The organism is Streptomyces sp. NBC_00414, from assembly GCF_036038375.1.
Classification (GTDB): domain Bacteria; phylum Actinomycetota; class Actinomycetes; order Streptomycetales; family Streptomycetaceae; genus Streptomyces.
On sequence record NZ_CP107935.1, the window covers coordinates 5,818,950 to 5,840,723 of the forward strand.

General features: G+C 70.5%; 16 protein-coding genes and 1 rRNA gene. 12 read left to right on the forward strand and 5 right to left on the reverse strand.

The window, feature by feature from the left end; all coding sequences use genetic code 11:
• Positions 1-279 precede the first annotated feature (279 nt).
• A complete protein-coding gene (disA, locus tag OHS59_RS25295; RefSeq protein WP_107022362.1) occupies positions 280-1,404 on the reverse strand; it encodes a DNA integrity scanning diadenylate cyclase DisA in 1,125 nt (374 codons plus the stop codon).
• A gap of 70 nt (positions 1,405-1,474) precedes the next feature.
• Positions 1,475-2,884, reverse strand: a complete 1,410-nt coding sequence (gene radA / locus OHS59_RS25300) for a DNA repair protein RadA (RefSeq protein ID WP_107022363.1) — start codon at positions 2,882-2,884, stop codon at positions 1,475-1,477.
• 230 nt (positions 2,885-3,114) lie between these two features.
• Between radA and OHS59_RS25305 the strand changes: the two genes are divergently transcribed.
• Positions 3,115-5,037, forward strand: a complete 1,923-nt coding sequence (locus OHS59_RS25305; protein ID WP_443061497.1) for a BACON domain-containing protein — start codon at positions 3,115-3,117, stop codon at positions 5,035-5,037.
• A 103-nt stretch (positions 5,038-5,140) separates the two neighbouring features.
• On the opposite strand, the gene OHS59_RS25310 is transcribed toward OHS59_RS25305, so the two are convergent.
• Positions 5,141-6,055 (reverse strand): hypothetical protein, encoded by a 915-nt coding sequence (locus tag OHS59_RS25310; protein ID WP_328495685.1) that lies wholly within the window; start codon positions 6,053-6,055, stop codon positions 5,141-5,143.
• 71 nt (positions 6,056-6,126) lie between these two features.
• Here OHS59_RS25310 and OHS59_RS25315 point away from each other — a divergent pair, with 71 nt between their 5' ends.
• From OHS59_RS25315 to ilvD, 4 genes are all read left to right on the forward strand, one after another.
• Positions 6,127-7,059: a Ppx/GppA phosphatase family protein gene (locus OHS59_RS25315; protein ID WP_328495686.1), complete on the forward strand. Its 933-nt coding sequence runs from the start codon at positions 6,127-6,129 to the stop codon at positions 7,057-7,059.
• A gap of 237 nt (positions 7,060-7,296) precedes the next feature.
• On the forward strand, positions 7,297-8,121 hold the full coding sequence (locus OHS59_RS25320; RefSeq protein WP_328495687.1) for a sugar phosphate isomerase/epimerase family protein: 825 nt from the start codon (positions 7,297-7,299) through the stop codon (positions 8,119-8,121).
• Complete coding sequence (locus tag OHS59_RS25325; RefSeq protein ID WP_328495688.1) at positions 8,118-8,732, forward strand: TetR/AcrR family transcriptional regulator; 615 nt, start codon at positions 8,118-8,120, stop codon at positions 8,730-8,732. The genes OHS59_RS25320 and OHS59_RS25325 overlap by 4 nt, the downstream gene beginning before the upstream one ends.
• 146 nt (positions 8,733-8,878) lie before the next feature.
• Complete coding sequence (gene ilvD / locus OHS59_RS25330) at positions 8,879-10,732, forward strand: dihydroxy-acid dehydratase (RefSeq protein ID WP_328495689.1); 1,854 nt, start codon at positions 8,879-8,881, stop codon at positions 10,730-10,732.
• A gap of 175 nt (positions 10,733-10,907) precedes the next feature.
• On the opposite strand, the gene OHS59_RS25335 is transcribed toward ilvD, so the two are convergent.
• Positions 10,908-13,247 (reverse strand): serine/threonine-protein kinase, encoded by a 2,340-nt coding sequence (locus OHS59_RS25335; RefSeq protein ID WP_328495690.1) that lies wholly within the window; start codon positions 13,245-13,247, stop codon positions 10,908-10,910.
• Positions 13,248-13,378: 131 nt separating this feature from the next.
• Here OHS59_RS25335 and OHS59_RS25340 point away from each other — a divergent pair, with 131 nt between their 5' ends.
• From OHS59_RS25340 to proC, 6 genes are all read left to right on the forward strand, one after another.
• Positions 13,379-13,747, forward strand: a complete 369-nt coding sequence (locus tag OHS59_RS25340) for an SH3 domain-containing protein (protein ID WP_328495691.1) — start codon at positions 13,379-13,381, stop codon at positions 13,745-13,747.
• 66 nt (positions 13,748-13,813) lie between these two features.
• Positions 13,814-14,278, forward strand: a complete 465-nt coding sequence (locus tag OHS59_RS25345; protein WP_328495692.1) for an EamA/RhaT family transporter — start codon at positions 13,814-13,816, stop codon at positions 14,276-14,278.
• A 398-nt stretch (positions 14,279-14,676) separates the two neighbouring features.
• Positions 14,677-15,459 carry a class I SAM-dependent methyltransferase gene (locus OHS59_RS25350; RefSeq protein WP_328495693.1) on the forward strand — a complete coding sequence of 261 codons (783 nt, stop codon included), beginning with the start codon at positions 14,677-14,679 and terminating at the stop codon, positions 15,457-15,459.
• 32 nt (positions 15,460-15,491) lie between these two features.
• On the forward strand, positions 15,492-16,310 hold the full coding sequence (locus tag OHS59_RS25355) for an ABC transporter ATP-binding protein (RefSeq protein WP_328495694.1): 819 nt from the start codon (positions 15,492-15,494) through the stop codon (positions 16,308-16,310).
• Positions 16,307-17,101, forward strand: a complete 795-nt coding sequence (locus OHS59_RS25360) for an ABC transporter permease (RefSeq protein ID WP_328495695.1) — start codon at positions 16,307-16,309, stop codon at positions 17,099-17,101. The genes OHS59_RS25355 and OHS59_RS25360 overlap by 4 nt, the downstream gene beginning before the upstream one ends.
• Positions 17,102-17,193: 92 nt before the next feature.
• Positions 17,194-18,003, forward strand: coding sequence for a pyrroline-5-carboxylate reductase (gene proC / locus OHS59_RS25365; RefSeq protein WP_328495696.1), 810 nt, complete (start codon positions 17,194-17,196; stop codon positions 18,001-18,003).
• 58 nt (positions 18,004-18,061) lie between these two features.
• On the opposite strand, the gene trpS is transcribed toward proC, so the two are convergent.
• Positions 18,062-19,060, reverse strand: coding sequence for a tryptophan--tRNA ligase (gene trpS, locus OHS59_RS25370; RefSeq protein WP_328495697.1), 999 nt, complete (start codon positions 19,058-19,060; stop codon positions 18,062-18,064).
• 878 nt (positions 19,061-19,938) lie between these two features.
• On the opposite strand from trpS, the gene OHS59_RS25375 reads away from it, so the two are divergent.
• Positions 19,939-21,466: ribosomal RNA gene (locus tag OHS59_RS25375) — 16S ribosomal RNA — on the forward strand.
• Positions 21,467-21,774: the final 308 nt, after the last annotated feature.

Sequence of the window (21,774 nt, forward strand, 5' to 3'; positions counted from 1 at the left end):
TGGGTGCTTGTCGCGCAGTTCCCCGCGCCCCCAAAAAAGCCGGCCCCTGCTCTCGGCACGCAGGCCCCTGCTTTCGGGGGTGCGGGGAACTGCGCGAACGGCTCCCGCCGGGGCGCACCCGAAAGCCGGGCCCGCCCACTCCCAGGGGGGGGCAACGTCAAACCGCCGGGCGGTTGCTGCTTTCAGGGGCGCGGGGAACTGCGCGAACGGCCCCCACCGGGGCGCACCCGAACCCCACGAGCGAGCCCCCCCGGAGGGCCACGCCAAACCGCCGGACGGCTACACGTAGCGTTCGAGAATCGACGACTCCGCCAGCCGGGAAAGCCCCTCCCGCACGCTTCGGGCCCGAGCCTCCCCCACCCCGTCCACGGTCTGCAGATCATCCACGCTCGCGGCGAGCAGCTTCTGCAGCCCGCCGAAGTGCTCGACCAGCCGGTCGATGATCGCGCCGGGCAGCCGCGGCACCTTGGCCAGCAACCGGAACCCGCGGGGCGACACCGCGGAGTCGAGCGCCTCGGGCGACCCCGTGTACCCCAACGCCCGCGCCACGGTGGGCATTTCGAGCAGCTCCGCATGACTGAGCGCGTTCAGCTCGAACAGCGCCTCGTCCACCGTGCGGGACCGCTTGGCCGTCGGCTCGGGCACATAGTCCCGTACGACGAGCTCCCGCTCGGGCTCGACCCCGGCGATCAGCTCGTCCAGCTGCAGCGAGAGCAGCCGCCCGTCCGTGCCCAGCTCCACCACGTACTCGGCGATCTCCGTGGCGATCCGGCGCACCATCTCCAGCCGCTGGGCCACCGCCGACACGTCCCGGACGGTGACCAGGTCCTCGATCTCCAGCGCGGACAACGTGCCCGCGACCTCGTCGAGCCGCAGCTTGTACCGCTCCAGCGTGGCCAGCGCCTGGTTGGCACGGGAGAGGATCGCGGCCGAGTCCTCCAGGACCCGCCGCTGCCCGTCCACGTACAGCGCGATCAGGCGCATGGACTGGGAGACGGAGACGACGGGGAAGCCGACCTGCTTGCTCACCCGGTCCGCCGTGCGGTGCCGCGTGCCCGTCTCCTCGGTGGGGATGGTCGGGTCGGGGACCAGCTGCACGCCGGCCCGCAGGATCTTGGTGATGTCCTTGTCCAGCACGATGCCGCCGTCGAGCTTGCACAGCTCGCGCAGCCGGGTCGCGGTGAACTCCACGTCCAGCACGAAACCGCCGCTGCACATCGCCTCGACGGTCTTGTCCCAGCCGAGCACGATGAGCCCGCCGGTGTTGCCGCGGAGGATTCGCTCCAGGCCGTCACGCAGCCCGGTGCCGGGTGCCACAGCGCTGAGAGCCGTGCGCATCAGGCCATCGGTGCCGGAACTCCCGCCGGACTTGCCGGGAACTGCTGCCCGGTCGTTGGCTGCCACTGCACTCCTCCGGTCGCAGGCTGTTGAGGGCGCCCTCGGTTCGTACGGACGGGCGAGACCTGGGCAAAGTCTACCGGCGCTCTTCCTCGTCCCGTGGGGCGTCTCGCCGACGCGACCTCGGGAGGACCCGAAGCGCGTCCCCCATGTCGGCGACTTCCAGGACCTTCATACCCGGAGGGATCTTGCCCGGGTCGCTCGGGACGAGGGCGTGGGTGAAGCCCAGCCGGTGGGCTTCGGCGAGTCTGCGCTGGACGCCCGTGACCCGTCTGACCTCGCCCGCGAGGCCCACTTCACCGATCGCGACGAGGTTCTGCGGGAGCGGGGTGTCGCTCGCCGCACTGGCCAGCGCGAGCGCGATCGCGAGGTCCGCGGCGGGCTCGGACAGCTTCACGCCACCGACCGTCGCGGTGTAGATGTCCCGCTTCCCGAGGGCGCTGATCCGGCCGCGCTGCTCCAGGACGGCGAGCATCATCTGGACCCGGGAGGTCTCCAGACCGGAGGTCGTACGCCGCGGGGTGGGGATCTGGGTGTCCACGGTGAGCGCCTGCACCTCGGCCACCAGGGGGCGGCGGCCTTCGAGGGTGACGGTCAGACAGGTGCCGGGGACGGGCTCGGCCCGCCGGGTGAGGAACAGGCCGGAGGGGTCGGTGAGCCCGGTGATCCCCTCGTCGTGCAGCTCGAAGCAGCCGACCTCGTCCGTGGTGCCGTACCGGTTCTTGACGCCCCGTACGAGACGCAGGCGCGCGTGCCGGTCGCCCTCGAAGCTCAGGACGACGTCCACGAGGTGCTCCAGGAGACGCGGTCCGGCGATGGCGCCGTCCTTGGTGACATGGCCGACCAGGAGGGTCGCCATGCCGCGCTCCTTGGAGGCGCGGATCAGGGCCCCGGCCACCTCACGGACCTGGGACATGCCTCCCGGGGCGCCGTCGATCTCCGGAGAGGCCACCGTCTGCACGGAGTCGACGATGAGCAGGGACGGCTTCACCGCGTCCAGGTGACCGAGGACCGCGGACAGATCGGTCTCCGCCGCCAGGAACAGATTGTCGTCGATCGCCTTGATGCGGTCGGCGCGCAGCCGGACCTGGCTGGCCGACTCCTCACCCGTGATGTAGAGCGTGCGGTGCTCGTCGCTCGCCGCCTTGGCCGCCACGTCCAGCAGCAGCGTGGACTTGCCGACGCCCGGCTCGCCCGCCACGAGCACCACCGCGCCCGGTACGAGGCCGCCGCCGAGGACGCGGTCCAGCTCGGGCACACCGGTCGAGCGGGCGGTCGCCTGCCGTCCGTCGACCTGGCCGATGGGCAGCGCGTTCGTGGTGACGCGGCCGGGGGCCGTCGTACGCACGGCGGGCGCGCCGTACTCCTCGACCGTCCCCCAGGCCTGGCACTCGGAGCAGCGGCCGAGCCATTTGGCCGTCTGCCAGCCGCACTCGGTGCAGCGGTAGGACGGCCGGTCCTTCGCGGTCTTCGTACGGGCAGCCATGACACGAACCGTAACCGGCGCCACTGACAGAGCGGTGACGGCCCGTTCGGTGCTCCCTCGGCACTCCGGGCCGATAACAGGGCACCCTTCGCAAACCGGCCACAGCTCATCAGGGACACGACATGGAATTCCGGGCTCCTGCCCTCATTTGAGGGATCGTTTCACCCGTACGGATTAAATGTGCGCAAGCAGGGAGAAGGGGCCACCGCCAGGCACCTACGGTCGCACGGGTGATGAGCAGCAGTCCCGAGACCTCGACCCGCACCACCGGCGCACACCGGGCGCACCGTGAGGCGCGCGACCGGGCAGCGGCGCGCACGCCGGCGCAGGGCCCGCCGACCCGCTACGAGCAGTACCTGGACGGCCTGTTCACCTACTGCCTGTCCGTGCTGTGCGACCACGACACGGCGACCGCCGCCCTCGGGGACGTCCTCGCCCTCGCCGAGCGGCGCGGTCAGCGCGGCCCGGGGGCCCCCGACGACCGCAGGGCCTGGCTGTACGCGCTGGCCCGCTGGTCCTGCCTGCGCAAGCTCGCCGAGGCCAAGCAGAAACGTCATGGCGCCCATGCGTCGGGCCGCTCCGAGGGCGGCACGCCCGGCCCGGAGGGCCGCTCCCCGGGCCTGCCCGCGGAGGGCCGGACCAACCCGTCCCCGGAGGGCCGGACCGACTCGTCCCCGGAGGGCCGGGCCGACCTGCGCGCGGGGGGCCAGGTCGATGCCGCCGCCCTCCGCGAATGCGCCGGGGACCGGGCCGGTGAACGGGCCGGCGACCTTCTCACCGCCGCCGAGAAGGACCGCCGTCGTCGCGAACTCGCCCTGCTGGCCTGGCCCGAGGCCGCCGGGACGACGCCCGAGCAGCGCGAGGCGCTCGAACTCGCCGTGCGCCACCAGCTCGCCGCGCAGGAGGTCGCCGCCGTCCTCGGCACGGACCCGGTGGCCGCCCGGGAACTCCTCGCGGCGGGGGCCTGCGAGGTCGAGCGCACACGCGCGGCCCTGGCCGTCGTCGAGACCGGCACCTGTCCGGGCGTGACCCGGCTCACCGGCGACAACCACCTCGTCCTCAGCACGGCCCTGCGCCGCGAGCTGGTCCGGCACGTCGACGACTGCCCGCGCTGCCGCCGGACCGCCGAGCGCGCGGTCCCCGGCTCCTGGCCCGGCACCAGCGTCACACCCGCCGCGCTGCCCGTGCTCGAAGCCCCGCGCGCGGCCCTCTGCACGGCGATGGCGCGCCTGCCGCGCGCGCGGGGCGGCGGTCCGCGCTTCGACCGGCGCGGCTTCCCGATGGACCCCAAGGACCACGCGGCCCGTCGTGACCGGCTGCGCGCGCGTGCCGTCACGACCACGGTCGTCGCCACCGTCGTGGCGGCCCCCGTGCTCGCCCTGTGGGCGGCCTACCGCGGAGCGCCCCTCATCGGCGAGGGCGCCGACGGCCGGCCGGTCACCGCGAGCGAGGCGCAGGGATCCGAGGGGCTCGACGGCGAGGCCTCCGGCTACGAGAACGCGGGCAACGCCAGCACGCGGCCCGACTCCCGCTTCACACCGCGCAGCGGCTCGTCCGACGTCTCCGTGGAGGTCGTCAGCGTGGCCCCCGGGCAGCAGAGCGGCCTCTCCGTGGCGGCCGACTCAAGCGGTGACACGACACTGATCACCCTCACGGCGACCGGCGACGCACCTGTCCGCTGGTCGGCGCGGACCGGAGCGTCCTGGCTCTACCTGAGCCAGTCGTCGGGAACGCTGGAACCGGGGGAGTCGCTGACGGTCAAGGTGTACGTCGATCATCTGCGTGAGCCGAACGGGGCCTGGAGCGCGCGGGTGTCGGTCGCGCCCGCCGGAGCGGTGGTCACGATCGGCGGGTACGGGACCGCGGGGCCGACGCGGCCGGATCCGCCCGCGCCGAGTGAGCCGGGACCGTCGGATCCCGGGCCGTCGGATCCCGGGCCCGGGCCGGGGCCGTCGGATCCCGGACCCGATCCCGAGCCGACGCCGTCCGATCCTGGACCGTCGGATCCCGGGCCGGGGCCGACGCCCAGTGGGCCGGGGCCGTCGGATCCGGAGCCGGAGCCTCCGCCGGGCTCCTCCGAAGGGGGGTCGCCTTCGCCCGAGGACAGTGGCACCGCTGACAGCAGTGGTGAGCCGAGTCCTTCGGGGAGCTGAAGTTCCCGCTACCGCGGGTGGGGTTTCGGGTGCGGGTCCGCTGTGGCTGGTCGCGCCGTTCCCAGCGCCCCCGGAAGAGCGGGGCCGGGCCTTGCCATCGCCCTCAAACGGCGGTGCGGGGTGGGTCTGCCGGGTGGGGGGCCAGGAGGGGGAGTTGGGCCGACAGGCGCTCCTCGCAGAGCTCCACCAAGCGGTCGTAGCCCGATTTGCCCATCAGTTCGATCAGTTCCGGGCGGTACGAGACATAGACCGGGTCCCCCGCGCCGTGGGCCGACGTCGCCGACGTGCACCACCAGTGCAGGTCGTGCCCGCCGGGACCCCACCCGCGGCGGTCGTACTCGCCGATCGAGACCTGCAGCACCCGGGTGTCGTCGGGCCGGTCGATCCACTCGTACGTACGCCGGACCGGCAGCTGCCAGCAGACGTCCGGCTTGGTCTCCAGGGGCTCGCGGCCCTCCTTGACGGCCAGGATGTGCAGCGAGCAGCCCATGCCGCCGGCGAAACCGGGGCGGTTCTGGAAGATGCAGGACCCCTGGTACGGACGCGTCTGCCGGTCGCCGTCCTCGTCCTTCGAGACCCAGCCGGTCGCGGTCCCCACGTCGTGGTGCTGCCAGATGTCCGGCGTGAGCCTCGCCACGTGACCGGCCACGCGCTTCTCGTCGTCCTCGTCCGAGAAGTGGGCGCCCAGCGTGCAGCACCCGTCGTCCGCGCGGCCCGCCTGGATGCCCTGGCAGCCGCTTCCGAAGATGCAGTTCCAGCGAGAGGTCAGCCATGTCAGATCGCAGCGGAAGATCTGCTCGTCGTCGGCCGGATCCGGGAACTCCACCCACGCGCGCGCGAAGTCGAGCCCCTTCTCGTCGCCCTTGGGAGGCTTCGGAAGCTTTCCCGCCTTCGACGTCCTCTCCGCCTTCACCGTCTTCTTGGACCCTGACGCGTTCACCCGAAGCGAGTCCTCCGCGGACCCTGTGGCGGAACCCTTGGCCGATTTGTCGCTCTTCGCCTTTTTCGTCTTTGGCACCAGACCAGAGTAAGTCGCTCGCGACCACTCTGGGGACGGCCGGGCTGCCCGGGCGCAGTAGCGTGCCGTACATGAGACTCGGTGTCCTGGACGTGGGTTCGAACACGGTGCACCTGCTGGTGGTGGATGCACACCCCGGCGCGCGCCCGCTTCCCGCGCATTCGCACAAGGCGGAGCTGCGGCTCGCCCAACTCCTCGACGACAGTGGCGCGATCGATTCCCACGGGGTCGACAAACTGATCGCCGTCATCCAGGAGGCGCTGGAGGCCGCCGAGGACAAGGGCGTCGAGGATCTGCTGCCGTTCGCGACCTCCGCCGTGCGTGAGGCCAGCAACGCCGACGAGGTACTGGCCCGGGTGCGCGCCGAGACCGGTGTGGAGCTCCAGGTCCTCACCGGCGCCGAGGAGGCCCGGCTCACCTTCCTCGCCGTCCGCCGCTGGTTCGGCTGGTCGGCGGGAAAGCTTCTCGTCCTCGACATCGGCGGCGGTTCGCTGGAGATCGCGTACGGGATAGACGAGGAGCCCGACGCGACGGTCTCGCTGCCGCTCGGCGCGGGCCGGCTGACCGCGGGCTGGCTGCCGACCGACCCGGCGGACCCGGCGGACATAAAGGCCCTGCGCCGCCATGTGCGGGCCCAGATCGCCCGTACCGTCGGGGAGTTCAGCCGGTTCGGTGCCCCCGACCACGTGGTCGCCACCTCCAAGACCTTCAAGCAGCTCGCCCGGCTCGCAGGCGCCGCCCGCTCGGTCGACGGCCTGTACGTCCAGCGTGAGCTCAAGCGCCGGTCCCTGGAGGACTGGGTCCCGCGCCTGGCCTCCATGACCACCGCCGAACGCGCGGAGCTTCCCGGGGTGTCCGAGGGCCGCGCGGGCCAGCTCCTCGCCGGTGCCGTCGTCGCCGAGGGCGCGATGGACCTCTTCGGAGTGGAAACCGCGGAAATCTGCCCCTGGGCCCTCCGCGAGGGCGTGATCCTCCGAAGCCTGGACCAGATGACCCCTCAGTGACTCCTCCGCGCCGCAGGTTCGCGTCCCGCAAGGTTCGCGTCCCGCAAGGTTCGCGTCCCGCAAGGGGCGCGCCCCTTGCAGGCGCGGGGAACTGCGCGAGCAACCCCCACCGACCCGCACCCACCCACCGGCCCCGGGCCCGCCCACCCAGCCCCCGCCCACCCCGGCAAGGGCCCACCTCAGGCCAAACACCCCCACCCCGCCCCAACCGGCGAAGCCACCCCGTAACCTGTCCCCGTGGCAGAACCAGTCGTGCGCATCCCGGATGCGAAGGTCGCGCTGTCCACGGCCTCCGTCTATCCGGAGTCGACGGCGACGGCCTTCGAGATCGCCGCACGCCTCGGCTACGACGGCGTCGAGGTCATGGTGTGGACCGATCCGGTCAGCCAGGACATCGAAGCCCTGCGCCGCCTCAGCGACTACCACCGCATCCCGATCCTCGCCGTACACGCTCCCTGCCTGCTCATCACCCAGCGCGTCTGGTCCACCGACCCGTGGACCAAACTCCAGCGCGCCCGGGCGGCCGCCGAGAAGCTCGGGGCGAGCACGGTCGTCGTACACCCCCCGTTCCGCTGGCAGCGCCAGTACTCCCGTGACTTCGTCACGGGGATCTGGCAGATGGCCAACGAGACGGACGTACGATTCGCCGTCGAAAACATGTACCCCTGGCGGTACCGCGATCGGGAGATGCTCGCGTACGCCCCCGACTGGGACGTGACGAAGGACGACTACCGGCACTTCACGATCGATCTGAGCCACACCGCGACGGCCCGCACGGACGCGCTCCAGATGATCGACCGCATGAGCGACCGCCTCGGCCACGTCCACCTCGCCGACGGCAGCGGCTCCATCAAGGACGAGCACCTGGTCCCGGGCCGCGGCACCCAGCCCTGCGCCGAACTCCTCGAACGGCTCGCCCTGTCCGGCTACGACGGCCATGTCGTCATCGAGGTCAACACCCGCCGGGCCATGTCGGGCGCCGAGCGCGAGGCCGACCTGGCGGAGGCCCTCGCCTTCACCCGCCTCCACCTGGCCTCGGCGGCCCGGGTCCCGCGTACATGACCGCCGCCACCCCGCGCCGACGGGGGCGCCCCTCCCGTACGGACTCCGCGGACACCCCCGCGGCCCGCGACCGCATCCTGCTGGCGGCCCGCGAGGAGTTCTCGGAGCGGGGCTTCGAGAAGACCTCCATGCGCGGCATCGCCAAGGCGGCGGACGTGGACTCGGCGCTCGTGCACCACTACTTCGGTACGAAGGAGCAGGTTTTCGAGGCGTCCATCGAGGTCGCCATCGGACCTCTGCTGAGCGCTCCCGGCTCGATCGGCGAGGGCCCCCTCGACGGTGTGGGCGAGCGGCTGGCCCGCTTCTTCTTCGGCGTCTGGGAGAACCCGGCCACCCGCAAGGCCCTGCTCGCGATCGTCCGCTCGGCGGTGAACAACGAGACCGCGGCCGGTGTCTTCCGCCGCCTGATCTCCGCCCAGCTGCTGCGCCGCGTCGCCCTCCAGCTGGACCTCCCGGACGCCGAGCTGCGCGCCGAGCTGGCCGCCGCCCAGCTCGTGGGCATCGCGATGCTGCGTTACGTGATCAAGGTCGAACCCCTGGCCTCCGCGGACCCGGAACTGATCATCGGCCGGGTGTCCCCGGTGATCCAGTCGCATCTGACAGCCCCCTGACCTGACAGCCCCCTGAGCAGGGGCGCGGGGCAGCCTCGGCCTCAGCACCCGAGACAGTAATCCCGCATACCGGACACCATGTCCGAACCCTGGATGCCGGGCGTACGCTCGACAGCAGTCAACACTCTCCGAAGGAGCGAGCGGCCATGCCCGAGCTGAGGTCCCGCACAGTCACCCACGGACGCAACATGGCGGGCGCCCGCGCCCTTATGCGCGCCTCCGGTGTACCGGGCGCGGACATCGGCCGAAAGCCGATCATCGCGGTCGCCAACTCCTTCACGGAGTTCGTGCCCGGCCACACCCACCTCCAGCCGGTCGGCCGGATCGTGAGCGAGGCCATCACGGCCGCGGGCGGCATCCCGCGCGAGTTCAACACGATCGCCGTCGACGACGGCATCGCGATGGGCCACGGCGGAATGCTCTACTCCCTGCCGTCCCGCGACCTGATCGCGGACAGCGTGGAGTACATGGTGGAGGCCCACTGCGCCGACGCCCTGATCTGCATCTCGAACTGCGACAAGATCACGCCCGGCATGCTGATGGCGGCCCTTCGTCTGAACATCCCGACGGTCTTCGTCTCCGGCGGCCCCATGGAGTCCGGCCGCGCGACCCTGGTCGACGGCTCGGTCCGCACGCTCGACCTGGTCGACGCGATCTCCGACGCCGTGAACGACAAGATCTCGGACGAGGACATCCTCCGTATCGAGGAGAACGCCTGTCCGACCTGCGGCTCGTGTTCCGGCATGTTCACGGCCAACAGCATGAACTGCCTGACCGAGGCCATCGGCCTGTCCCTCCCCGGCAACGGCTCGGTCCTCGCCACGCACACCGCCCGCAAGGGCCTGTACGAGGACGCGGCGCGCACGGTCATGGACATCACCCTGCGCTACTACGAGCAGGACGACGAGTCGGTCCTGCCGCGCAACGTCGCCACGATCGCGGCCTTCGAGAACGCCATGGCCCTCGACATCGCCATGGGCGGCTCGACCAACACGATCCTGCACCTGCTGGCCGCAGCCGAGGAGGCGGGCGTCGCGTTCGGCCTGGACGAGATCAACGCGGTCTCGCGCCGCGTGCCGTGCCTCGCCAAGGTCGCCCCGAACGTGGCGAAGGACCGGACGTACTACATGGAGGACGTGCACCGGGCCGGCGGCATCCCCGCCCTGCTCGGCGAGCTGCACCGGGCCGGCCTCCTGAACGAGGACGTGCACTCGGTGCACAGCCCGTCCCTCGCGGACTGGCTCAAGACCTGGGACGTCCGCGCGGGCTCCCCCTCCCCGGAGGCCCTGGAGCTGTGGTACGCGGCGCCCGGCGGCGTCCGCTCGTCCACGGCCTTCTCCCAGTCCGAGCGCTGGGCGGCCCTCGACGAGGACGCGGAGGGCGGCTGCATCCGCTCCGCCGAGCACGCGTACTCCAAGGACGGCGGCCTCGCGGTCCTCAAGGGCAACCTCGCCGTCGACGGCTGTGTCGTGAAGACGGCCGGCGTGGACGAGTCGATCTGGACCTTCGAGGGCCCGGCGGTCGTCTGCGAGTCGCAGGAGGAGGCCGTCGACAAGATCCTCAAGAAGGAGATCACGCACGGCGACGTCGTGGTCATCCGCTACGAGGGTCCCAAGGGCGGCCCGGGTATGCAGGAGATGCTGTACCCGACCTCGTTCCTGAAGGGCCGCGGCCTGGGCAAGACCTGCGCCCTGATCACCGACGGCCGCTTCTCCGGAGGCACCTCGGGCCTGTCCATCGGCCACGCGTCGCCCGAGGCGGCGTCCGGCGGCACGATCGCCCTCGTCAAGGACGGCGACCGCATCCGCATCGACATCCCGAACCGCAGCATCGAGCTCCTGGTCTCCGACGAGGAGCTGGCCGAGCGCCGCGAGGCCCTCAAGGGCGTGTACGCCCCGGTCGCCCGCGAGCGCAAGGTCTCGGCCGCCCTGCGCGCGTACGCGGCGATGGCGACCAGCGCCGACAGGGGCGCGGTCCGCGACGTCTCGCTGCTCGGCTAGCCGACGCCCTCTCCGGCTCGCCGGCTTTCCGGACGGTCGGGGGCTCGCCGGGTGCGCAGGCGCACCCGAACCCGGTCCTCACCGAACCCGGTCCTCACCGAACCCGCCCGGTTTTCATCACCGGGCGGGTTCGCCGTTCACAGGACGGCCCCAACGCCCTTGTGACTCACGGGGCTCACCAGTCGGCGGGCTCGCGGGCGTCCACGGCGAAGACGCTGCCGTCGGGCGCGCTCGCGTAGACCCGGTCGCCCACGACCATGGGCGACGGCACCTCGGCCACGACCCGCTCGCCGTCGTCACCGAGCCGCGTGGAGGTCTGGCCGACGAGCTTGCCGGTACGGACATCGGTCGCGAGCAGCCGCCCGTCGGGCGCGCTGACGTACACGTTCCGGCTGTCGGCGCTCGGGGCGGAACCCCTGCTGACCGAGGTCTCACGGTGCCACCGCTGCTTGCCGGCCTCGATGTCCATGGCCACCAGCGCACCTCCCGCGGCCAGGAGATAGACCGCGTCGCCGTGCAGGGCGGCGGAGGCCGACGGGAGCGGGAGGTCGAGCGGAATCCGCTGTTCCTTGTCGCCGCCGGGTGTGTAGCCGACGATGCTCCGGGTCTCCTGGTACGCGTTCTCCGCGGTGAGCCAGAGGGTGCCCTTCCGGGTGCCGACCGGAGTGAGCAGCCCGTCGAGGCGGTGCCGCCAGCGCACGTCCCCGGTCCGTGGATCCACCGCGACCACCTGCGTGCCCGTACCGTCGGACGTCAGAGTCGTCGCGTACGCCAGCTCGCCGCCGAAGTACGCGAAGGCGGGCTGAGCCCCGCCGGCCACGCGCGCACGCCAGAGCCGGTCCCCGGTCCTCCCGTCGATGCCGGTGACCGTGCCGTCGCCCGAGGTCAGCAGCACGGTGTCGCCCGCGTACCGCACCCCGCCCCCGTACACCGAGACGTCCAGCTTCCAGCGGGTCCTGCCCGTGGCGGGGTCGAGCGCGGCCAACTGCCCGGAGTCCGGGGCGACCGTGTGCACGAGACCTCCCGACAGGACGGGCGCGGACGCCGTGGTGTCCGCCCCCGCCTTCGCCGAGCGCGTCCACCGCGCCTTTCCGCCACGCGGGTCGAGGGCGCCGGCGAGCACACCGGGACCGGCGCAGAGCAGGGCTTCGTCGCCGTACGTGCACTTGGCCATGGACTCCCGGCCCGTGCCCACCTTCGTGACCCACGGGCGGAACGCCCCGGCGGCGGACGTCCGTTCACCGCCGGGTGCGGAGCCCGGCCGCCGTCCGGCGCCGTCGTCGTCGCCGGGCAGACCGGCCAGGAGCGCACCGCCGACCGCGAGCACGGCCACGGCACCGATCGCGGCGGCGAGGAGTCGCCGGCGCCGGGAACGCGACGAGGACCGGCCCGAACCGGAGCCGTCGGACCCGGCGTCGCCGCCGCCCGGGCTCCCGGCCTCGCGGGCCCGACTCCCGGTCCCGTCGCCCCGGCGGCCGTCACCGTCGCCGGACCCCGTCGGCGTACGCCGCTTGCCGCCGCGCACGTGAGTCGTACGCTCCCTGGAATCGGCCCCGGCCCCCGCCCCGGCCGCCGCGGCTGATCCCGCCCAGGCTTCCTCCGGTGCCTCCTCCGGTGCCTCCGCCGGTGCCTCCGCCGGTGGCTCCGGCGCGCGCTGCGCCGGGATGAACGCCTGTGTGTCGTAGAGGGACGAGACATGCCGCAGTTCGGCCATCAGCTCGTCGGGGGTCGGCCGTTCGCCGGGTTCCTTGGCGAGGCAGCGGGCGATCAGCGGAGCCAGGTCGTCCGGGACGTCCGTCAGATCCGGTTCGTCGTGCACGACCTGGTAGGCGACGACATAGGGACTGTCGGAGTCGAAGGGGCCGCGCCCGGTCGCCGCGTGCACGAGCACCGACCCGAGCGCGAAGATGTCGGCGGCCGGTCCCACCTCGCGGGGGCGGCGGAACTGCTCGGGGGCCATGAAGGGCGGAGTTCCGATCAACTTGCCCGTCTCCGTGCGCAGTTCACTGTCCGACGGCCGCGAGATACCGAAGTCGATGACCTTCGGACCGTCCTCGGCGAGGAGGACGTTGCTCGGCTTGAGGTCGCGGTGCACCACACCGGCACGGTGGATGTCCCGCAAGGCCTCGGCGAGGCCGGCCATCACCTGACGCAACTGCGCGGACGACAGCGAGCCGTTCCGCTTCACATGCTCCGCGAGGGTCGGCCCCGGTATGAACAGGGTGGCCATCCAGGGCCGGTCCGCCTCGGGGTCGGCGTCCACGACCGGCGCGGTGAACGCACCGCTGACCCGCCGTGCCGCCGCCACCTCCTGCTTGAAGCGCCCTCTGAACTCGGCGTCCCTGGCGAACTCGATGTTGATGACCTTCACCGCGAGCCGCAGACCCGACGCCGAGCGGGCCAGATGGACCACGCCCATGCCGCCCGAACCGAGGCGCGACTCAAGGCGGTACTGCCCTGCGTACTCGGGAAGTTCCGCTTCGGCACCTGATCCGGCGATGCGTCGTGGCGGCATCGTCCACCCCCGTGAATTCCGTACGCACGCGCGACGCACGGAGCCTAGTCGATGGTTCGTACGAGACCCACGCGGCTTGCTAGCCTCCGCGTGCACAAAACAAAGACAGCACATCCAACGGGGAGACACACATGGCTGTTGAAGAGGTCAGAGAGGCCGAATCGGTCCCGGAGGCCGCGGAGGCCGAAGCGGTTGTGGAGACGCAGAGCGTGGAGGCGGCGAGCGCGGAGGCCGCCGCGGCCGTCGCCGCGGTGAAGTACTACTCGATCGCGCCCGGCTACACCGTGAACGTCCGCAGCGGTCCCGGCACCCAGTACCGCCTGGTCCGCACGCTGGCGCCCGGCTCCAGGGTCCCGATCTTCTGCCAGCGCCCGGGGGAGACGATCAGCGGCCCCTACGGGACGACGAAGATCTGGGACAACATCGAGGTCGGGGAGTACGTGTCCGACGCGTACGTCCACACGGGCAGCGACGGGTACGTGGCCTCGCGCTGCGCCTGACGCCCTGCCGGCCCAGCCCTCGGCCCGCGGGCCGCTCAGTCCGCGGGCCGAGGCGATAATCAAACGGTGAGCCACGAACCAGGCAGCCCCGCGGGGCCCCGCCCCGAACCGATCCGTTTCTTCGCAGCGACCTGGGTGGACCACGACGGCGGCTACGCGGCCCGCCGCGTGGCCGTGGCCGTCGGCTCGCTCGCCGCGATCGTGGCCAGTTGCCTGGTCCTGCGCTTCGCCTACGAGGGACTGGAGATCGCGGCCGTGGGCGGGTTCGTCACCCTCGTGGTCGTAGCGATGTTCGCCGTCTGCAGCGCGCTCGCGTTCCGCCACACCTGGGCGGGACACTCGAAGCGCCCGGCCCCGGACACCGAGTCCGCCCTGCGGGGTCTGCTGACCATCGGCTTCGTCGGCGCCCTCGCCGCGTACTTCTTCCGCTCGCTGACGGAGGCCCCGGGCGAGGGCCTCCACCGCACGGAGTACGAGACGGCCCGCGCCGCGTACGCCCGCCGAGCGGCCCGCCGCAAGGGCCGCGCCTGACGGGCCACCCTTGAGACCGTGACCGAGCGCGCCTTCGCCACACCCGGCCCCGCACCCGCAAAGCAGCTTGGGCAGCAGCCCCGCTGCTTTTAGGGGCGCGAGGAACTGCGCGCTCAGCCCTCACTGGGCCGCACTCGAAGATCCGGCCGGGGCGTAGCCCCGCTGTATTAGGGGCGCGGGGAACTGCGCGCTCAGCCCTCACTGGGCCGCACTCGAAGATCCGGCCGGGGCGTAGCCGCGCTGTATTAGGGGCGCGGGGAACTGCGCGACAAGCCACGCCGCGCCGCGCCCGACGCTCAACCCAAAGCGGCTAGGCCCCCCACCGGCGGTAGCCGCCCCGCACCCGCCGCTCAACCAAAAGCGCCTCCACCCCCACCGGCGGTAGCCACGATGGACCCATGACCGCAACCCCCTCACCCACCCCCCACGCCCACTCCTTCAACCGCGCCGCAGCCCAGTACGCCGCCAACCGCCCGTCCTATCCCCCCACCCTCCTCGACACGATCGAGCAGGCGGCGGGCCAACCACTAAAGGGCGCCCGAGTCGCGGACGTGGGCGCCGGCACGGGCATGGCCACCACCCTCCTCCGAGCCCGCGGCGCGAACGTGGTCGCGATCGAACCCGGCGAGGGAATGACGGCCCAGTTCCGCCGCTCCCTCCCCGGCGCCCCGATCGTCCGGGGCGACGGAGACGCGCTGCCCCTGGCCACCGCCTCCGTCGACTTCCTCACCTACGCCCAGTCCTGGCACTGGACGAACCCGGCCCGCTCCCTCCCGGAGGCCATGCGTGTCCTGCGCCCGGACGGCGCCCTGACCCTCTGGTGGAACAACCCCGCCCTCGACATCCCCTGGCAGGCGCGACAGAACCGGCGCGTGGAGGAGTTCATCGGCGGAGACGTCGCCGAGAAGCGCGGTTCCGGCCGCCGGGCCCGTACGGAGGACGTCTTCGCCCGCGCCCCGTACATCCCCGCCTGCACCCGCCACGTGCTCCGCTGGAGCCGAACGGTCTCCCTCGACGCCCACCTGGCCAACATCAGCAGCCACTCGGTCTTCCTGGTCCTGGGCGAGGAGACGACGGCCGCCTTCTTCGCCGAGGAGCGCGAACACGTCCTGAAGGCGTTCCCGAACGGCCAGGTGGAGGAGAGCTACGAGGTCGTCCTGATCGTCGCCGCCCAGGGTTGACGAGGCCCCCACCCAGGCGCATTATTCATCACATGATGAATAATGCGTCCGGCTCTCCTGCCCCCACGCCACCACCCCCCGACCACCCGGCGGTCCACGCCGCCGGCCTCACCGTCGTCCGGGGCCCCCGCCAAGTCCTCCGCGGCCTCGACTTCGACGTCCCTCGCGGCCGGATCACCGGCCTCCTCGGCCCTTCCGGATGCGGCAAATCCACCCTGATGAGGTCGATCGTCGGCACCCAGGCCAAGGCCACCGGCACCCTCGACGTCCTAGGCCTCCCCGCAGGCCACGCCGCCCTCCGCTCCCGCATCGGCTACGTCACCCAGGCCCCCTCCGTCTACGACGACCTGTCGGTCCGCCAGAACCTGGACTACTTCGCCGCGATCCTCGACCCCGGCCGCGCCGCCGCCGACCGCCGCCACGAGAACGTCGAGCACGCCATCTCCGACGTCGACCTCGCCTCCCACGCCGACGCCCTCGCGGGCAACCTCTCCGGCGGCCAGCGCAGCCGCGTCTCCCTCGCCGTGGCCCTCCTCGGCACCCCGGAACTCCTCGTCCTCGACGAACCCACGGTCGGCCTCGACCCCGTACTCCGCCGCGACCTGTGGCAGCTCTTCCACACCATCGCCGCCGACCGGGGCGCCACCCTCCTCGTCTCCTCCCACGTCATGGACGAGGCCGAACGCTGCCACCGCCTGCTCCTGATGCGCGAGGGCGAGATCCTCGCCGCCGACACCCCGGACGCCCTGCGCACCCGGACCGGCGCGGACACCGTCGAGGCCGCCTTCCTCCACCTGGTCGACGAAGCGATCGCCGCCGGTGCCCAGTCCCGCAAGGAGTCCGTCCGATGACCACGACCGCCGCCCCACGCACGAGCCCGGCCGCGCCCCCCGAGCCGCGCGCGATCAACCTCGCCCGCACCACCGCCACCGCGACCCGGGTCCTGCGCCAGCTCCGCCACGACCCGCGCACGATCGCGCTGATGATCCTCATCCCGTGCCTGATGCTCCTGCTGCTCCGCTACGTCTTCGACGGCAGCCCGCGCACCTTCGACTCCATCGGCGCCTCACTGCTAGGCATCTTCCCCCTCATCACGATGTTCCTGGTGACCTCCATCGCGACCCTCCGCGAACGCACCTCCGGCACCCTGGAACGCCTCCTCGCCATGCCCCTCGGCAAGGGCGACCTCATCGCCGGCTACGCCCTCGCCTTCGGGGCGATCGCCATCGTCCAGTCCGTCCTCGCCACCGGACTCGCCGTCTGGGCCCTCGGCCTCGACGTCACCGGCTCGGCCTGGCTGCTCCTCCTGGTCGCCCTGCTCGACGCGCTGCTCGGCACCGCCCTCGGCCTCTTCGTCTCGGCGTTCGCGTCCTCCGAGTTCCAGGCCGTCCAGTTCATGCCGGCCGTGATCTTCCCGCAGCTCCTCCTCTGCGGACTGTTCACCCCGCGCCCCGACATGCACCCCGTACTGGAGGGCATCTCCGACGTGCTCCCCATGTCGTACGCCGTCGACGGCATGAACGAAGTCCTCAAGCACACCGACGTCACCGCCGCCTTCGTCCGCGACGCCCTGATCGTCGCGGCCTGCGCCCTCCTCGTACTGACCCTCGGCGCGGCAACTCTTCGCCGCCGCACCCCCTGACCGCGTCCCGCCCAGCGGACGGCGCGGCCCGCCCCCGGGCCCCCGGTGCGAGGATGGGCCCCGGACGACGCACCCCCGGAGGGCAACCGAACATGACCCAGAAAGTCGCAGTGCTCGGCACCGGCAAGATCGGCGAGGCCCTGCTCAGCGGAATGATCCGAGCCGGCTGGGCCCCCGCCGACCTCCTGGTCACGGCCCGCCGCCCGGAGCGCGCCAGGGAACTCCAGGAGCGCCACGGCGTCACCCCGGTCACCAATCAGGAGGCCGCAAAGACGGCGGACACCCTGATCCTCACGGTCAAGCCGCAGGACATGGGCACCCTCCTCGACGAACTCGCCCCGTACGTCCCCGCCGACCGCCTGGTCATCAGCGGCGCGGCGGGCATCCCCACCTCCTTCTTCGAGGAGCGCCTCACCCAGGGCACCCCCGTCGTCCGTGTCATGACGAACACCCCCGCCCTCGTCGACGAGGCCATGTCCGTCATCTCCGCCGGCAGCCACGCCACCGCCGATCACCTCGCGCACGCCGAGGAGATCTTCGGCGCCGTCGGCAAGACGCTCCGCGTCCCCGAGTCCCAGCAGGACGCCTGCACCGCCCTCTCCGGCTCGGGACCGGCGTACTTCTTCTACCTGGTCGAGGCCATGACGGACGCCGGCATCCTGCTCGGCCTGCCCCGCGACAAGGCCCACGACCTCATCGTCCAGTCCGCGATCGGCGCCGCCGTGATGCTCCGCGACAGCGGCGAGCACCCCGTGAAGCTCCGCGAGAACGTCACGTCCCCCGCGGGCACCACGATCAACGCCATCCGCGAACTGGAGAACCACGGCGTACGGGCCGCCCTGATCGCCGCCCTCGAAGCGGCCCGCGACCGCAGCCGCGAACTGGCCTCCGGCAACAGCTAGAACCCGACGGTGCGGGAGCGGCGAACCTCCGCTCCCCACCGTTCACGTTCACCGTGCTTCAACCCGCGGGCAGCAGCCCGATCGCCCGGTACGCCGCGTCCACCCTCGGCCGCGCCATCTCCCTGGCCTTCTCGGCACCCTCGCGCAACACCCCTTCCACATACGCAGGATCGGCGCACAACTCCTTGTGCCTCTGCTGTACGGGCCTGAGGAGCTCGACGACGGCCTCGGCGGTGTCCTTCTTCAAGGAGCCGTACGTTCCATACGCACCGGCCAGCTCCTCCGGGTTCCCACCTTCACAGGCCGCGAGGATCTCCAGCAGGTTCGAGACCCCGGGCCGGGCCTCCCGGTCGTGGACGACCTCGCTCCCGCTGTCCGTCACGGCCCGCATGATCTTCTTCCGCACGGCCTCGGGCTCGTCGAGCAGATAGACGACCCCGGGCCCCACGTCGTCGGACTTCCCCATCTTCGACGTCGGGTCCTGCAGGTTCATGACCCGGGCCGCCACTTCCGGATGCGTGGTCCGCGGCACCACGAACGTCCGCCCGTACCGCTGGTTGAACCGCACGGCGACATCCCGAGTCAGCTCCACATGCTGCGTCTGGTCGTCCCCCACCGGCACCTCGTCGGTCCCGTACGCCAGGATGTCCGCCGCCATCAGCACGGGATAGGTGAGCAGCGACAGCCGCACACTCCCGCCCCGCGCCCGCTCGGCCGCGGCCTTCTCCTTGTACTGGATCATCCGGCGCATCTCACCGTCCGTGGCCACGCACTCCAGCAGATACGACAGCCGCGCGTGCTCATCCACATGACTCTGTACGAAGAGGGTGCACAGCTTCGGATCGAGTCCTACGGCCAGCAACAGGGTGGCCGCCTGCCGACTCAGCCTCCTTACCCGCCCGGGATCGTGGTCCACGGTCAGCGCGTGCAGGTCGACGACGCAGAACAACGCGTCGGCCTGGTGCTGGTCGACCGCGCTCCAGCGCCGCATCGCCCCCAGGTAGTTGCCCAGCGTCAGATGCCCGGTCGGCTTGACCCCGCTGAAGACCCGCTTCATTCCTCTACCTCCTGGTCGAGGCCGCCACCACCGCCGGCCGGCGCTCCAGGAAGGAGATGCAAAAACGGCCGCCGAGGCGGCGGCCGTTGAGTACACGCGTATGTACGGCCGCCGTCAGGCGGCCCACCACAGCTGGGTGCACGCGTGCGTAGTCATGCCCCGAGGGTACGCCTCCGGGATGGTCCCCGGACCCAAGTTGACACGCCTCTGGCCCCTACGTAGTGTTCTCCGAGTTGTCCGACGTGAGCGCCGACTTCGGTTGGTCCCCGGACAGCCATTCCGCAACAAGCACACAGCGATCGACGATCCGTCGTCGGTCCGCTTTCATGCGTGTTTGCGAAATGAGGAATCCGCGTTCGAAAGAGCGTGACCCCGATTAGCTCGGGGGCCAGGATTCCGCTAAAGTCTCACTCGTCGGAACGGCCCAACAGCCGGGAAGGCAACCCCACTTCGACTGGGAATCGGGCCTGAAAGGGTCTGGTAGAGTCGGGATCGCCGGAAAGGGAAACGCGAAAGCGAAAACCTGGAAAGCACCGAGGAAATCGGAACCGGAAACGGTCTGATAGAGTCGGAAACGCAAGACAGCGAGACAAGCACAACAGTAAAACAGCAAGACCGAAGGGAAGCGCCCGGAGGAAAGCCCGAGAGGGTGAGTACAAAGGAAGCGTCCGTTCCTTGAGAACTCAACAGCGTGCCAAAAATCAACGCCAGATATGTTGATACCCCGTCTCCGGCCGTTCGGTCGGGACGAGGTTCCTTTGAAAAAGTCCTGCCGGGCGCAAGCACGGTAGGCGCATCAGCGAGGACGCTGTGAACGGCCTTCCTTATTCCGGTTGGTCGTTCCGCTCTCATGATGTGATCCCGATTACGGGAAAACATTCACGGAGAGTTTGATCCTGGCTCAGGACGAACGCTGGCGGCGTGCTTAACACATGCAAGTCGAACGATGAAGCCCTTCGGGGTGGATTAGTGGCGAACGGGTGAGTAACACGTGGGCAATCTGCCCTTCACTCTGGGACAAGCCCTGGAAACGGGGTCTAATACCGGATGATACTTCCACTCGCATGGGTGGGGGTTGAAAGCTCCGGCGGTGAAGGATGAGCCCGCGGCCTATCAGCTTGTTGGTGAGGTAGAAGCTCACCAAGGCGACGACGGGTAGCCGGCCTGAGAGGGCGACCGGCCACACTGGGACTGAGACACGGCCCAGACTCCTACGGGAGGCAGCAGTGGGGAATATTGCACAATGGGCGAAAGCCTGATGCAGCGACGCCGCGTGAGGGATGACGGCCTTCGGGTTGTAAACCTCTTTCAGCAGGGAAGAAGCGAAAGTGACGGTACCTGCAGAAGAAGCGCCGGCTAACTACGTGCCAGCAGCCGCGGTAATACGTAGGGCGCAAGCGTTGTCCGGAATTATTGGGCGTAAAGAGCTCGTAGGCGGTCTGTCGCGTCGGATGTGAAAGCCCGGGGCTTAACCCCGGGTCTGCATTCGATACGGGCAGACTAGAGTGTGGTAGGGGAGATCGGAATTCCTGGTGTAGCGGTGAAATGCGCAGATATCAGGAGGAACACCGGTGGCGAAGGCGGATCTCTGGGCCATTACTGACGCTGAGGAGCGAAAGCGTGGGGAGCGAACAGGATTAGATACCCTGGTAGTCCACGCCGTAAACGGTGGGAACTAGGTGTTGGCGACATTCCACGTCGTCGGTGCCGCAGCTAACGCATTAAGTTCCCCGCCTGGGGAGTACGGCCGCAAGGCTAAAACTCAAAGGAATTGACGGGGGCCCGCACAAGCAGCGGAGCATGTGGCTTAATTCGACGCAACGCGAAGAACCTTACCAAGGCTTGACATCGCCCGGAAAGCCGTAGAGATACGGCCCCCCTTGTGGTCGGGTGACAGGTGGTGCATGGCTGTCGTCAGCTCGTGTCGTGAGATGTTGGGTTAAGTCCCGCAACGAGCGCAACCCTTGTTCTGTGTTGCCAGCATGCCCTTCGGGGTGATGGGGACTCACAGGAGACTGCCGGGGTCAACTCGGAGGAAGGTGGGGACGACGTCAAGTCATCATGCCCCTTATGTCTTGGGCTGCACACGTGCTACAATGGCAGGTACAATGAGCTGCGATACCGCAAGGTGGAGCGAATCTCAAAAAGCCTGTCTCAGTTCGGATTGGGGTCTGCAACTCGACCCCATGAAGTCGGAGTTGCTAGTAATCGCAGATCAGCATTGCTGCGGTGAATACGTTCCCGGGCCTTGTACACACCGCCCGTCACGTCACGAAAGTCGGTAACACCCGAAGCCGGTGGCCCAACCCCCTTGTGGGGAGGGAGCTGTCGAAGGTGGGACTGGCGATTGGGACGAAGTCGTAACAAGGTAGCCGTACCGGAAGGTGCGGCTGGATCACCTCCTTTCTAAGGAGCATCTAGGCCGCCAGGCATTGCTTGGTGGTCCAGGGCCATTACGTCGGCATACGTTCGACGGTGGTTGCTCAAGGGTGGAACGTTGATTATTCGGCACTCGTGATGGTCTTCTCCTTCCAGTACTGCTCTTCGGAGCGTGGAGGGTTGAGGGAAGGGATCAGGAGTGTCGGGCACGCTGTTGGGTGTCTGAAGGTGCGGCCGTCATGGTCGTCCTTCGGTGCCGGCCCCGGTAAAGCATCGCGTGAGTGGTGTGTGACGGGTGGTTGGTCGTTGTTTGAGAACTGCACAGTGGACGCGAG

What these genes read in the sequence shown, in the direction of transcription:
- radA (WP_107022363.1), bottom strand. Translation starts at nt 2,884, where the DNA reads ATGGCTGCCCGTACGAAGACCGCGAAGGACCGGCCGTCCTACCGCTGC.
- OHS59_RS25315 (WP_328495686.1), top strand. Translation starts at nt 6,127, where the DNA reads ATGAGACTCGGTGTCCTGGACGTGGGTTCGAACACGGTGCACCTGCTG.
- OHS59_RS25325 (WP_328495688.1), top strand. Translation starts at nt 8,118, where the DNA reads ATGACCGCCGCCACCCCGCGCCGACGGGGGCGCCCCTCCCGTACGGAC.
- ilvD (WP_328495689.1), top strand. Translation starts at nt 8,879, where the DNA reads ATGCCCGAGCTGAGGTCCCGCACAGTCACCCACGGACGCAACATGGCG.
- OHS59_RS25335 (WP_328495690.1), bottom strand. Translation starts at nt 13,247, where the DNA reads ATGCCGCCACGACGCATCGCCGGATCAGGTGCCGAAGCGGAACTTCCC.
- OHS59_RS25340 (WP_328495691.1), top strand. Translation starts at nt 13,379, where the DNA reads ATGGCTGTTGAAGAGGTCAGAGAGGCCGAATCGGTCCCGGAGGCCGCG.
- OHS59_RS25350 (WP_328495693.1), top strand. Translation starts at nt 14,677, where the DNA reads ATGACCGCAACCCCCTCACCCACCCCCCACGCCCACTCCTTCAACCGC.
- OHS59_RS25355 (WP_328495694.1), top strand. Translation starts at nt 15,492, where the DNA reads ATGATGAATAATGCGTCCGGCTCTCCTGCCCCCACGCCACCACCCCCC.
- OHS59_RS25360 (WP_328495695.1), top strand. Translation starts at nt 16,307, where the DNA reads ATGACCACGACCGCCGCCCCACGCACGAGCCCGGCCGCGCCCCCCGAG.
- proC (WP_328495696.1), top strand. Translation starts at nt 17,194, where the DNA reads ATGACCCAGAAAGTCGCAGTGCTCGGCACCGGCAAGATCGGCGAGGCC.
- trpS (WP_328495697.1), bottom strand. Translation starts at nt 19,060, where the DNA reads ATGAAGCGGGTCTTCAGCGGGGTCAAGCCGACCGGGCATCTGACGCTG.